The sequence below is a fragment of the Pseudonocardia sp. ICBG1142 genome (assembly GCF_020496255.1).
Classification (GTDB): Bacteria; Actinomycetota; Actinomycetes; order Mycobacteriales; family Pseudonocardiaceae; genus Pseudonocardia.
In genome coordinates this window covers 2,048,859-2,061,715 of sequence record NZ_JAHLJC010000030.1, presented here as the reverse complement: position 1 = coordinate 2,061,715, position 12,857 = coordinate 2,048,859, and the positions used below count along the sequence as shown (strand labels likewise).

Below are 12,857 nucleotides of genomic sequence, written 5' to 3'. Positions count from 1 at the left end.
GATCCCGGCGCTCGTGCAGGTGGTCGGCGCCGGGGCCCCCGTGCCGGTCGGTGCGGTGGGCGTCGGCGCCGCCCGGGGCGGTGTGGGACAGTGTCCGGCTGTGAACGAGTCCCTCCCCGCCGCTGTCACCGAGGAGACGCTGAGCGTCGCCGAGGTGGCCGACCGCCTGTCGATCCCCGTCTCCCGGGTGCACCAGCTCGTCCGCGACGGGCAGCTCCTGTCCTTCAAGGAGGGGCACGACGTCGTCGTCCCCGCGGCGCTGCTCGACCGGGACGGCGTCGTCCGCGGGCTGCCGGGCACGATCGTCGTCCTGCGGGACGGCGGCTACGACGACCACGCGATCCTGACCTGGCTGTTCAGCGAGGAGGAGTCGCTGGACGGCGCCCCGATCACCGCGCTGCGCGCGGGCCGGCACAAGGAGATCAAGCGCCGCGCCCAGGCCATGGCCTTCTGACCGCCGCCCCGCGGTCTGACCGGTGCCCTGCGGGGCGCGGCCCGTCAGGCGCGGGCGCGGTGGACGCGGTCGCGCGCCAGCTGGCTCCCGCGGGCGGCCAGCGCCCGGCCGAGCCGGGGCAGCGCGACGGCGGCCCGGCGCCGGTTCGACACCGCGACCCGGCGGGTCAGGACGTCGTAGCCGGCGTCGGCGATCTCGTCGAGGATCTCCGCGTACAGCACCCGGGCGGCGCCGACGCAGGCCCGCGACACCGGCTCCAGCATCGGGATCCCCGGGTCGGCCCGGCGGTAGGTGGCCCGGGTCCGGGCGACCAGGTGGGCCAGGGCGCGGCGGATCCGCGGGTCCGGGCGCCCGGTGCGCCGGCTCCAGGCCAGCAGCTCCCGGTCGACCCCGAACGCGGCGAGCTCGTCGGCGGGCAGGTACACCCGGCCGCGGTCGAGGTCCTCGCCGACGTCGCGCAGGAAGTTCGTGATCTGGAACGCCACGCCCAGCAGCGCGGCGTGCGGCTCCGCCTCGGCCCGCGGCACGACGGTCCCGAGCACCGGCAGCGTCTGCAGCCCGATCACCGCCGCCGAGCCGTGCACGTAGACGGCCAGCTCGTCGTCGGTGGCGTAGTCGGTGACGGACAGGTCCATCCGCATCGAGACCATGAAGTCCCGGAACAGTGACGCGTCGAGGTCGTGGCGGCGCGCGGTCTCGGCGACGGCGATGACCTCGGGCCTGCTGCCGGGCAGCGGCGCGCCCGCCAGCGCGGCCGCCAGCTCGGCGTCGAGCGCGTCGAGCCGGGTGTGCGGGTCCCCGCCGCCCGCGCCGTCGGGGTCGTCGACGATCTCGTCGGCGAAGCGCGCGAAGCCGTAGAGGGCGTGGATGTCGACCCGTCGCTCCGGGGGCAGCAGCCGGGTCGCGAGGAAGTAGGTGCGCCCGTGCTCGGCGTGCAGCGCCCGGCAGGCGGCGTAGGCCGCGCGCAGCTGCGGGTCGGTCAGGCCGGCGGCGTCGAGCTCGACGCGCCCGGCCCGCTCAGCCGCGGACGCCCGCATCGCCGGTGGGCGGCTGGGTCGCGGGCTGGGTCGCGGGCGGTGTCGCGGGCCCTGTCGCGGGCGGTGTCACGGCCGGGGTCGGCGACGGGGTGCTCCGGCGCAGGCCGAGCGGGTCCGGTCGGAGCAGCGACACGGCGGCCAGGACACCGGCCAGGGCGCAGGCCAGCAGGTAGTGCGGCACGTAGAGGGCGGTCTCGCCGTCGGGGAAGTACACGATCATCAGCCAGATCGAGCCGAACACGACCCACTGCAGCCCGCGGGCGCTCCACGGGGTCATCGCGAGCAGGCAGAACCCCCAGCTCAGGTACCACGGCAGTGTGGTGGGGGAGAGGACCGCGGCCAGCGCGAGGGCGATCGCCGCGTTGCGCACCGCGACCCGCGGGTCGTTGCGGCCGCGCCACCAGAGCAGTGCGATCAGTGCAGCCATCACCAGCGCGCCGATGAACCGGAACGTGTCGACGAACGCCTGGGAGTTCACCTCCTCGGCGAACATCCCGGCCGCGCTGGCGGTCGCCTGCCCGACGGCGGTCGGCACGGACAACCAGTTCACGATCATCGAGGGGGCGCTGAGCGCGGGCAGCCAGCCCAGCCCGAGACCGGTGAGCCAGGTGGCCCCGCCGAACACGACGCCGAACACCGCCACCGACGGCACCCCGGCCCGGACCAGCCGCGACCAGAACCCGCCGGAGAGCTTCGCCGCCCACACGAGCACCAGGAACGGCAGCACGATCCCGGCCGAGGCCTTGACCGCCATCGCCAGCGACGCGACGACGATCGCCCACACGAACCGCTCCCGCAGGGCCAGCAGCGCCGCCAGCGGCAGCAGGCCGACGACCAGCAGGTCGTTGTGCACCCCGCCGACCATGTGCACGACCATCACCGGGTTCGCCACGGCCAGCCACAGCGCGACCGCGGGACGCCCGCCCAGGCGCCGGGTCAGCGCGGGCAGCACCGCGACGAGCAGCAGCAGCCCGGTGACCAGGCTCAGCCGCATCAGCACCACGCCGAGCAGCACGTTCTGGCCGGCGAGCAGGACCACGCCCTGGGCGAGCAGGATGAACAGCGGCCCGTAGGGGGCGGGGGTGTCCTGCCAGAAGAAGTGGACGTTGTCGGTGAAGATCCCGCCCATGGTGTCCGGCCCGACGACGTACGGGTCGTACCCGGCCAGCGGCAGCGCGCCCTGGGCGAGGTAGCTGTAGGGGTCGCGGGTGAACAGCGGCGCCGTGACCAGCATCGGCAGCATCCACACCGCCGCCGTCGTCAGCACCGCGCGGCCGCCGGCGCTGCGGGCGAGCACGGCGCGGCCCAGCCGCACCCACGCCCACACCATCAGCACCAGGCCGACGTAGATCACGATCGTCGCGAGCATCGCGCCGTGGCCGTAGCGCCAGAACGACAGGGCCGAGTTGCCGATCACCGGGTCCCGCATCGGGATCCCGCCGCCGCCGAACGAGCCGAGGAACATCAGCACGGTCCCGGCCAGCCCCAGCAGCAGGATGCCCCGCGGCGGCGAGCCGAGCCGCTCGACCAGACCGGGCCCGGCGGGCCGCGGGGTGGCGGGTGGGGGCACGACCGGGCCCGCGCCGGGGGCCGGCGTCACCGGTTGGGGAGCCGCCGGGCGGGGGAGCGGGGGCGAGGGCTGAGCCGTCATCGTGTCCGTGTGTGCTGGTCGGGCGTCGTCGGGGTCATGATTCCACGCCCCTCGGCGCTCCTACTCGGCGCCCGCCCGCAGTGGCCGTCGTCAGTGACCCGTGCGTGCCCCGACCCCGTGCCCGGCGCGCTCGGCCGGGCGCGGACCGGTGATCCGCTCCGCCGCCAGCCGCCCGGAGATCAGCACCGGCGGGATCCCGACGCCGGGGGTCGTGCCGCACCCGGCGAGCACCGCGTTCGTCGTCCCGCGGACCAGGTTGCGCGGCCGGAACGGGCCGGTCTGGGCCAGCGTGTGCGACGCCGAGAACGGCGTGCCCGCCGCCATCCCGGCGGCCGCCCAGTCCTGCGGGGTCCACATCCGGGTCCAGCTCGGCTCCGCCGAGGTGTCCACCAGGCCGCGGTCGGCGAGCACCCCGAACAGCTCCCCGGCGTAGGCCGGGCCGACCCGGTCCCAGTCGATGCCGGGCGCCACCGCGGTGTTCGGGCAGGGCGCGAGCACGCTCATGACCTCGCGCCCGTCGGGCTGCAGCGACGGGTCGGTCAGCCCGGGCCGGGTGACCAGCAGCGACGGGTCGGACATCAGCTGGCCCTCGTCGATGATCTCGCGGAAGGTGCCGTCCCAGGAGCCGCCGAAGGAGATCGTGTGGTGGTGCTGCGCGGTGCCGGGGGCGGGGGCGGGCATCCCCGCGTGCACGACGACGGCGCTGGGCGACCAGCGCAGCCCGACCGGGCGTCGCGGCGCCCCGCCGAGCAGCGCGTAGGCCGCGGGCAGCTCGGGGGTGAGCACGACCGCGTCGCACGGGGTGCGCGACTCGTCGGTGCCGTCGGGGCCGGTGTGCCGGACCGCGGTGACCCGGCCGCCGGAGCGGTCCAGGCCGGTCACGGTGCGGCCGTAGTGGATCTCCGCGCCCGCGTCGGCGGCCGCGCCGGCCAGCGCGGTCCCCATCATCCGCATGCCGCCGCGGGGGAAGTACACGCCCGCGATCGTGTCCATGTAGGCGATCACGCCGTAGGCGCCGAGCGCGTCGCGGGGGGAGACCCCGGCGTAGAGCGCCTGGAAGGAGAACACCCGGCGCAGCCGCTCGTCGGGCAGGAGGCGGTCGATCCGCCGCCCGAGCCGTCCGAACCCGCCGAGCGCGGCGAGCCGGGCCAGGTCGGGGCCGAGCAGCGACAGCGGCGAGTCCATGTTCGCGCCGATGAAGTGGTCCATCTCGGCGCGGTAGAGGTCGGTGAGCCAGCGACGCAGCCGTCGGTACCCGGCCGCGGAGTCCGGGCCGCAGGTCTCGCGGATCTCGTGCTCCATCGCGGCGGCGTCGGTGTGCACCGCGATGGCCGAGCCGTCGGCGAACTCGGCCCGGTAGGCCGGGTCGAGCCGGACGAGGTCGAGCCGGTCCGCGGTGGACTCGCCGACGGCGGCGAAGGCGGAGTCCAGCAGCTCCGGCATGGTCAGCACGGTCGGGCCGGTGTCCAGGGCGTAGGTCCCGTGCGCGTCGGTCACGTCGAGCCGCCCGGCACGGCCGCCGGGGACGCTCTCCCGCTCGACGATCGTGACCCGGCGGCCCGCGCCCAGCAGGTGCAGCGCGGTCGACAGCCCGGCCAGCCCCGCCCCCACGACGACGACGTGGTCGGAGGGCCCCTCGATCCGCCGCATCCCGCTCACCACGCCCGTCGGGTGGCGCGCTCGGCCAGCTCGAACAGGTGCGACCGGCCCGGTTCGGCGACCGGTGCGGAGTCGAGCGCGTCGAGCGCGGCGCCGGTGAGGGCGGCGATCCGCTGCTCCACCGACTGCACCGCGCCCAGCTCGGACAGCGCGGAGCGGGCCCGGTCCAGGCTCGCGGCGTCCAGGTCGGGGTCGCCGAGCGCGGCGAGGACGACGTCGGCGGCGGCCCGGTCCCCGCGCTGCTCGGCCCGCTGCAGGGCCGCGGCGACCAGCAGGGTCCGCTTGCCCTCGCGCAGGTCGTCCCCGGCGGGCTTGCCGGTGACCCGGGGGGCGCCGAACACGCCGAGCAGGTCGTCGCGCAGCTGGAACGCGACCCCGATGTCGGCGCCGTAGCGCCGGTAGGCCGCGACGACCCGCGGGTCGGCCCCGGCGATCGCCGCGCCCAGGTGCAGCGGCCGCTCCACGGTGTAGGCGGCGGTCTTGAAGCGGTCGATGGTCAGCGCGGTCGACTCCGCGGTGTCCCCGGAGGCCTGCGCCAGCACGTCGAGGTACTGGCCGGAGAGCACCTCGGTGCGCATCGCCCGCCACGGCTCGGCGGCGCGGGTGTGGGCGCCCTCGGGCAGCGGGGCGGCGTGGAACATGTCGTCGGCCCACACCTGGGCCAGGTCCCCGACGAGGATCGCGACGGCGGCACCGAACCGGGCCGGCGGGCCCGACCAGCCGTTCGCCGCGTGCATCCTGGCGAACTCCACGTGCACCGTCGGCCGGCCGCGCCGGGTCGAGGAGGCGTCCATCAGGTCGTCGTGGACCAGCGCGCACGCCTGGATCAGCTCCAGCGACGCGATCGCGCTCCGCACGCCCTGGGCGTGCGGGTCGGCCGGGTCGCCACCCGCGCCCCGCCAGCCCCACCAGGCGAAGGTGGGCCGCAGCCGCTTCCCACCGCCCAGGACGAACCCGGCCAGCGCGTCGGCGGCCTGTACGACGACCGGGTCGATGCCCGACACCTCGGCGCGCCGGCGGTCCAGGTACCCGGCCAGCACCCGTTCCACGTGCTGGGGCAGCGCGTCGTCCAGGGGGGCCGGACCGGTCGTGGACGGGCCGGGGGACCCGGACGGACCGGACGGTGCGGACACGGGGGAGACGGGGGAGACGGGGTCTGCCACGTCGACCAGGCTATCGGTGCGCCGCGGACCCGGCCCGTCGATGCGGTGGTGGTGCACGTCATGGCCGCTCGGGGGCGGTGCGGACCCTTCGGCGGACGACCGGTGGGTCGTGCGCCCCGTAAGGTCGTCGCCGTGACGACGAGTTCCGCATCCACGGTGACCGAACGGATCAGCGTCGACCGACCCTTCTTCGCGGTGGAGTTCTTCCCGCCGAAGGACGACCAGGGCGAGGCGGAGCTGTGGCGCGCCATCCGTCGCCTCGAGGTGCTGGACCCCGCCTACGTCTCGGTGACCTACGGCGCGGGCGGCTCCAGCCGCGACCGCACCGTCCGCACGGTCGAACGGATCGCCACCGACACCACGCTCTGCTCGATGGCGCACCTGACCGCCGTCTCGCACTCCACCGACGAGCTGCGCCACGTGATCGGGTCGCTGGCCGCCGCGGGTGTCCGCAACATCATGGCGCTGCGCGGGGACCCGCCCGGCGACCCGCTCGGCGAGTGGGTCGCCCACCCCGAGGGACTCGAGTACGCCGACCAGCTGGTCGCGCTGATCAAGCGGTCCGGCCCGTTCTGCGTGGGCGTCGCCGCGTTCCCCTACGGCCATCCGCGCTCGGCCGACCTCGACGCCGACACCGAGCGGCTCGTCGGGAAGTTCCGGGCGGGGGCGGAGTTCGCCGTCACCCAGCTGTTCCTGGAGCCCGAGGGCTTCCTGCGGCTGCGTGACCGGGTCGCCGCCGCCGGGTTCGACCAGCCGATCATCCCCGGCATCATGCCGCTGACCTCGGAGAAGACCTTCCGCAAGGGTCCGGAGCTGTCCGGCTCACCGCTGCCGGGAGCACTGGTGGAGCGGCTCGCGCCCTACTCCGGCGACGCGGCGGGGTTCCGCGCCGCGGGGATGGAGGTCACCGGCGAGCTGTGCGAGCGGCTGCTCGCCGAGGGCGTCCCCGGGATCCACTTCTACTGCCTCAACCGGTCCACGGCGACGACCGAGCTGGCCGAGCGGCTCGGGCTGGCACCGCGCCACGAGGGGGCCCGGCACTCCACCCCGGCCTGACCCCGGACCGCAGCGCCCGTGCCGGTCCGACGGCCGGGCCGGTGGTCAGGCCGGGCGCACCAGGTGCAGGTCCGGGGCCGGTCGGGCGCCCGTCGGCCCGACGTCGGCCCAGGTCGTCTTGCCGCCGCGGTGCGGGCGCACCCCCCAGCGCTGTGCGAGCCGGCCGACGATCTGCAGCCCGCGCCCGCGGGTGGCGGTGGGGTCGTGGGGCTGCTCGCGTCCGCGGACGACCGAGCCGTCGCGCACGCGCAGCCGCACCGCGCCGTCGCGCACCCGGGCGGTCACCAGCATCGGGGTGTGCGCGTGGTCGATGCCGTTCGCGACCAGCTCGTGCAGCACGAGTGCCGCGTCGTCGAGGGTCGAGTCGTCCACCAGCGGCGTCAGGAACCGCGTCAGCTCGTGCCGGGCCGCGCGGCACGCGGCCGCGTCGGGCTCCACCCTCAGGATCCAGGACTGCGCGGTCACGGCCCGCCCCCTCCCCGTCCTGCCGGGCCGTCCCACCCGACCCGAACCGGTTACCCGATGTGCCCCCGCCGCACACGTCCGCGGTCACCCACCCGTGGGCCGCCCGGAGCGGGTACGGTCACAGATCCGACGCGTAGAGCCAACTGCGCGTGCCCGCAGCTGCGAGCACGACGTGGAGGCTCCGCTTGCGCATTGCCGTCAGCCGTACCCCCGAGGTCCCGAGAACCTGCGGCGCGGGAATCACCGCCGCCTCGCTGGCCGCCGCCGGGCACACCGTCCGGGTGTTCACCGACGTCCCCGACGACCCGGACCTGGTCGCCCGGGCCGGCAGCGACGCACTGCGCGTACAGCCGTGGGACGCCGGGCAGGACACCGCACTGGCCGCGGCGTGGTCCGACGACCCGCCCCAGGTGGTGCACGCGATCGGTCTGCGCGCCGGGGCCGCCGCCGCCGCGACCGGGGTGCCGGTGGTGCAGGTCTACCCGCCCGACACCCCGGGCCCGGCCGTGGTTCCCGCGGCCCGTACCTGGTCGTCGCCGGGGGTGGCCCGGGTGCTGGCCTCCAGCGAGGAGCAGCACACCGCCCTGCTGCGCCGCGGGGTGCCGCGGGCGGCGTTGCGGACCGTGCCGACCGCCGTCGACACCGACGCCTTCACCCCCGACGGCCCGGCGCTGCGCCGGGGCGAGCGGCCGCGGCTCCTCGCGGTCGGCTCGCTGGCCGACGGTGCCGGGGTGGACACGGTGATCCGGGCGCTGGCCCGGATCCGCACCGCCGAGCTGCTGGTCGCCGGCGGCGCGGCGGGCCAGGACCCCGACCGCGCGCGCCTGTTCGGCATCGCCCGCGAGGCCGGAGTCGCCGGACGTGTCCGGTTCCTCGGGCCGGTCGAGGGTGACCTGCTCCCGCGGCTGCTGCGCTCGGCCGACGTCGTGGTCGCCGCGCCGGAGCACGACGTCGGGGTCGGGGCGGTCCTGCAGGCGATGGCGTGCGCGCGACCGGTCGTGGCGACCGGGGTGGGCGGGCTGCGCGACGTCGTCGTCGACGGGGTGACCGGGATGCTGGTCCGCCCGGCCCGGCCGGCCGAGCTGGCGGTCGCGCTGCGCGGCGTGCTCGGCGACGACGCCCTGCGCGTCGGGTTCGGGATCGCGGGCCGGGACCGTGCGGTGTCACGGTTCGACCGGGTGCGGATCGCCCAGGCCCTGACCGCCGTCTACGGCGAGCTGGTCGGCGAGCCGGTCGTCGAGCCTTCCGAGGACGACGACCCCGAGGCCCGCACGCCGGTGGGCGCCCTGGGCTGACGCGGCGGCCGTGCTCCCTGGCACCTACGCGGCGTCGCTGATCGCGCACGCACCGTCGGTATGGGGCTCGGTGTCCGGTACCGCCTGCGCCGTGCGAGTGGTCATCCGCGTGACTGGTGAGCGACGCTAAGCATCAGCTCCTACCGTGATCGGCATGCGCACAGCCGACGATCAGTGGGACATCAGCAGCAGCGTGGGCGCCACCGCCCTGGCCGTCGCCGCGGTGCGGGCACTGGAGACCCGCCGCCCCGACCGCCTGGTCGACGATCCGTACGCCCAGCGGTTCGTCGATGCGGCCGGGACGCTGTCGGCCGTGCCGCAGGACCCGGACGACCCCGCCGACCCGTGGGTCGTGCAGGCCGGCTACCAGGGCGTGCGCTCCCGCTTCTTCGACGAGGCCCTCACCGGCGCCGGGACGACCCAGGTCGTGCTGCTCGCCGCGGGCCTCGACGCGCGGGCCCTGCGGCTGCCGTGGCCCGCCGGGACCACGGTGTTCGAGGTCGACCAGCCGAAGGTGCTGGACTTCAAGGACGGGGTCGTCGCCGAGGCGGGGATCACGCCGACCGCGCGCCGGATCACCGTGCCGGTCGCCCTGCGCCACGACTGGCCCGCCGCGCTCACCGCCGCCGGTTTCGACCCGGCCCGGCCGACCGCCTGGCTGGCCGAGGGGCTGCTGCCCTACCTGCCCGCCGACGCCGAGCAGCTCCTGTTCGAACGGGTGCACGCGCTGTCGGCGCCGGGCAGCCGGATCGCCGTCGAGCACTTCGGCGACCAGGTCGAGCGGATCGCGGACGACCCGTCGTTCCGGGTGGCCGCCCAGGAGATGCTGCCCGGCACCGACGTCCGCGAGCTGTTCTTCGCCGAGCCCCGGACCGAGCCCTGCGACGCCTGGCTGCGCCGCCACGGCTGGACGGTCACGGCCCGTACGGCCCGCGACGTCGCCGCGGACTACGGGCGACCGCTGGGCGGCACGGTCGTCGACATCCTCGGCGCGACGACGCTGCTGTGGGCCGACCGGCCCTGAGCGGCGGGCTCAGCGCGCGGCGCGGGCGTCGACGAGCAGGGCGAGGTGCAGCGTCGTCCGCACCTCGGGGTCGGTGAGGTCGAGGTCCAGCAGGGCGGACAGGCGGCGCAGCCGGGCGTAGGCCGCCGGGCGGCCCACCCCGAGCCTGCGGGCGACGTCGGCGACGACCCCGCCGGTGTCGACCAGGGCCCACAGGGTGTCCCGGGCGTCGGTCCGCGCGGCCGCGGGCAGTGCGCCCACCGGGCCGAGGACGTCCGCGGCGAAGCCGAGCAGATGGGGGTCGTCGCCGAGGCGGTGCACCAGCCCGCGCAGCGCGGGCACCCGGACCGGGCCGCGGCCGCCGGTCGCGGCGTGGGCGGCCGCGTCCTCGCGGGCCCGGCGCAGCAGGTCCGGCAGGTCGGCGACGGAGCCGGGCCCGGCCGTCGCCGCGGCCACCGTGGCGGGCAGCGCGGCGAGCAGCGGGCCGCCGTCGCCGGGGACGAGCGCGACGAGCTCGCCGGGTGCGGGGGAGGCCACCGTCGCCGCCGGTGCGACGACGGCGAGTGCCGCGTCGAGGCCCTGCTCCGGGGAGTGATCGCCGGTCGCGCGCAGCGCCACCACCGACAATCCGACGGCGGTGTCCAGCCCGCCGACGCGGGCGCGCACCGCCAGCCGTCCGGCGTCGGACGGGACCGCGACGGCCAGGTCGGCGACCAGCGCGTCGCGGGCGGCACGCAGCAGGACGACCGGATCCGGGTCGAGCAGCGACACCGCGTCCGCGGCGGCGTCGAGCACCGTGCGGACCCGGTCGGCGGTGCCCGGCGTCGGCCGCGACGGCACCGTCAGCCGCCCCCACCGCGCGCCCGGCCGCCCGACCGGCGCGGTCGCCCAGCCCTCGGGCCCGGCGGGCCCGGCGAGGCGCGAGCGCGCCACCCAGTCCCGCAGGTCCGGGCCGCCCGCCGTGAGCAGGACCCGGTGCGCGAGGTCCTCGCACACCACGGGTGCGTCGATCCGGCGGGCCAGCTCGTCGACCACGCGCTCGGGCCCCACCCGGTGCAGGGCGAGCGACCGGAACGCGGCCTCGGCGCCCGGCGGCCCGGGGAGGTCGTCGCCGCGGTCGACGATCTCCCCCAGCACGCCCGCGACGATCTCGGCGAAGCGCACCGTGCGGCGCAGCTCCACCAGTGGGAACCCGGCCGCGCGGGCGGCCTGCACCAGCCCGGCGGGTAGCGACGGCAGCTGCTGCCCGATCTCGACGACCAGCCCGACCGCCCCGGCGGCCCGCAGCGCGTCGACGTAGCGGGCGGGGACGGTGGTGGGGTCGGCCACCGGCATCCCCACCGACAGCACCAGCACCCCCGGGGGCAGCGTCCCCGCCGGGTCGGCGACCTCGCTGACGTGCACCCAGCGTACGGGGGTGCCCAGTGCCGCCCGCCCGGCCCGGACGGCCGGTGCCCCCGCCCGGACCTCCGGACGGGCCAGCACGTCGGCGATGGTCGGGTGCACCGGGGATCCACTCCGTTCGCCGGAAGGCTCAGGACGATACGGATCGTATCCCTGACCGGAGCCGTCGCGGCGCCGACGATCGGAGGTGTCCACGCCGCTACCGAGGGAGCCCCACGTGACCGCCGTCGAGAACCCGACCCGGACCGAGGCCGGTGCCACCCCGGACGCGCCCGCCCTCTCACCGCACGCCGACGCTGCGGGCCGGCACCTCTGGATGCACTTCGCCCGGATGCACGGCCGCGACGGCGCGAACCCGATCCCGGTCATCACCCGTGGCGAGGGCGTGCACCTGTGGGACGACCGCGGGCGCCGGATCCTCGACGGCCTCGCCGGCCTGTTCGTCGTCCAGGCCGGGCACGGGCGGCGCGAGCTGGCCGAGGTCGCCGCCCGGCAGGCGTCGGAGCTGGCGTTCTTCCCGGTCTGGGGCTACACGACCCCGCCAGCGGCCGAGCTCGCCGAGCGGCTGGCCCATCTCGCCCCCGGCGACCTGAACCGGGTCTTCTTCACCTCCGGCGGCGGCGAGGCCGTCGAGAGCGCCTGGAAGGTGGCCAAGCAGTACTTCAAGCTCCGCGGCCGCCCGCTCAAGCACAAGGTGATCTCCCGGGCGACGGCCTACCACGGCACCACGCACGGGGCGATGGCCGTGACCGGGCTGCCCGCGATGAAGAAGGACTTCGAGCCGCTGGCCCCCGGCGGGTTCCGCGTGCCCAACACCAACCTCTACCGCCACCCCGAGTTCGACGGCGACGCCGAGGCGCTGGGCCGCTGGGCCGCCGACCGGATCGAGGAGGCCATCGCGTTCGAGGGCGCCGACACCGTCGCCGCGGTCGTGCTGGAGCCGGTGCAGAACTCCGGGGGCTGCCTGACCGCGCCGCCGTCGTACTTCGCCCGGGTCCGCGAGATCTGCGACCGGCACGACGTGCTCCTCGTCGCCGACGAGGTGATCACCGGCTTCGGCCGCCAGGGCGTCCCGTTCGCCAGCGCGAAGTTCGGGTTCACCCCGGACATCATCACCTGCGCGAAGGGCATGACCTCGGGTTACGGGCCGCTGGGCGCGATGATCGCCTCGGAGAAGGTGATCGAGCCGTTCCTCGCCCCCGGCGTGACGTTCCCGCACGGCTACACCTGGGGCGGGCACCCGGTCTCCGCCGCCGTCGCGCTCGCGAACCTCGACCTCATGGAGCGCGAGGACCTCTACGGCAACGTCGCGTCCCACGCCGACGCGTTCGGCGCGACCCTCGGCCGGCTCCGCGACCTGCCGATCGTCGGTGACGTTCGCGGCGACGGCTACTTCTGGGCGATCGAGCTCGTGCGCGACCGGGAGACCCGGGAGACCTTCGGCCCGCAGGAGCGGGAGCGGCTGGTGCGCGGCTTCCTCCCCGGTGCGCTGTTCGAGGCGGGCCTGTACTGCCGGCCCGACGACCGCGGGGACGTCGTGATCCAGCTGGCACCGCCGCTGATCGCCGGACAGGCCGAGTTCGACGAGATGGAGCAGATCCTGCGGCACGTGCTCACCGAGGCGGCGGAGGTCGTATGAGTTCGTAGGGACCCGCCGCGTCGGGTTGTTG

At 76.4% G+C, this 12,857-nt stretch carries 11 protein-coding genes; 5 read left to right on the top strand and 6 right to left on the bottom strand.

Features of this window, described 5'->3' with window-relative positions:
* Window positions 1-100: 100 nt before the first annotated feature.
* Entirely contained in the window at window positions 101-454 is a 354-nt protein-coding gene (locus tag KPL59_RS24020; protein ID WP_043278585.1) for an Rv2175c family DNA-binding protein, read from the top strand.
* 44 nt (window positions 455-498) lie between these two features.
* On the opposite strand, the gene KPL59_RS24015 is transcribed toward KPL59_RS24020, so the two are convergent.
* The 4 genes from KPL59_RS24015 to KPL59_RS24000 form a co-directional block, all read right to left on the bottom strand.
* Window positions 499-1,491, bottom strand: coding sequence for a phytoene/squalene synthase family protein (locus KPL59_RS24015; RefSeq protein WP_226358941.1), 993 nt, complete (start codon window positions 1,489-1,491; stop codon window positions 499-501).
* Window positions 1,472-3,091, bottom strand: coding sequence for a polyprenol phosphomannose-dependent alpha 1,6 mannosyltransferase MptB (gene mptB / locus KPL59_RS24010; protein WP_226362034.1), 1,620 nt, complete (start codon window positions 3,089-3,091; stop codon window positions 1,472-1,474). Before mptB ends, KPL59_RS24015 begins: the two co-directional genes overlap by 20 nt.
* A gap of 141 nt (window positions 3,092-3,232) precedes the next feature.
* Window positions 3,233-4,792, bottom strand: coding sequence for a phytoene desaturase family protein (gene crtI, locus KPL59_RS24005; protein WP_226362033.1), 1,560 nt, complete (start codon window positions 4,790-4,792; stop codon window positions 3,233-3,235).
* A 5-nt stretch (window positions 4,793-4,797) separates the two neighbouring features.
* Entirely contained in the window at window positions 4,798-5,874 is a 1,077-nt protein-coding gene (locus KPL59_RS24000; RefSeq protein ID WP_374111665.1) for a polyprenyl synthetase family protein, read from the bottom strand.
* Window positions 5,875-6,096: 222 nt separating this feature from the next.
* Here KPL59_RS24000 and KPL59_RS23995 point away from each other — a divergent pair, with 222 nt between their 5' ends.
* Window positions 6,097-7,020: a methylenetetrahydrofolate reductase gene (locus tag KPL59_RS23995; RefSeq protein WP_226362032.1), complete on the top strand. Its 924-nt coding sequence runs from the start codon at window positions 6,097-6,099 to the stop codon at window positions 7,018-7,020.
* 45 nt (window positions 7,021-7,065) lie between these two features.
* On the opposite strand, the gene KPL59_RS23990 is transcribed toward KPL59_RS23995, so the two are convergent.
* Window positions 7,066-7,485, bottom strand: a complete 420-nt coding sequence (locus KPL59_RS23990) for an ATP-binding protein (protein ID WP_226362031.1) — start codon at window positions 7,483-7,485, stop codon at window positions 7,066-7,068.
* Window positions 7,486-7,670: 185 nt separating this feature from the next.
* Here KPL59_RS23990 and KPL59_RS23985 point away from each other — a divergent pair, with 185 nt between their 5' ends.
* Together KPL59_RS23985 and KPL59_RS23980 are read left to right on the top strand one after the other, a co-directional pair.
* A complete protein-coding gene (locus KPL59_RS23985) occupies window positions 7,671-8,780 on the top strand; it encodes a glycosyltransferase family 4 protein (RefSeq protein WP_226362030.1) in 1,110 nt (369 codons plus the stop codon).
* 154 nt (window positions 8,781-8,934) lie between these two features.
* Window positions 8,935-9,804 carry an SAM-dependent methyltransferase gene (locus KPL59_RS23980; RefSeq protein WP_226362029.1) on the top strand — a complete coding sequence of 290 codons (870 nt, stop codon included), beginning with the start codon at window positions 8,935-8,937 and terminating at the stop codon, window positions 9,802-9,804.
* A gap of 9 nt (window positions 9,805-9,813) precedes the next feature.
* Here KPL59_RS23980 and KPL59_RS23975 read toward each other — a convergent pair whose 3' ends face one another.
* Window positions 9,814-11,289: a PucR family transcriptional regulator gene (locus KPL59_RS23975; RefSeq protein WP_226362028.1), complete on the bottom strand. Its 1,476-nt coding sequence runs from the start codon at window positions 11,287-11,289 to the stop codon at window positions 9,814-9,816.
* Between the two features lie 115 nt (window positions 11,290-11,404).
* On the opposite strand from KPL59_RS23975, the gene KPL59_RS23970 reads away from it, so the two are divergent.
* Window positions 11,405-12,826 carry an aspartate aminotransferase family protein gene (locus tag KPL59_RS23970; protein ID WP_226352405.1) on the top strand — a complete coding sequence of 474 codons (1,422 nt, stop codon included), beginning with the start codon at window positions 11,405-11,407 and terminating at the stop codon, window positions 12,824-12,826.
* Window positions 12,827-12,857: the final 31 nt, after the last annotated feature.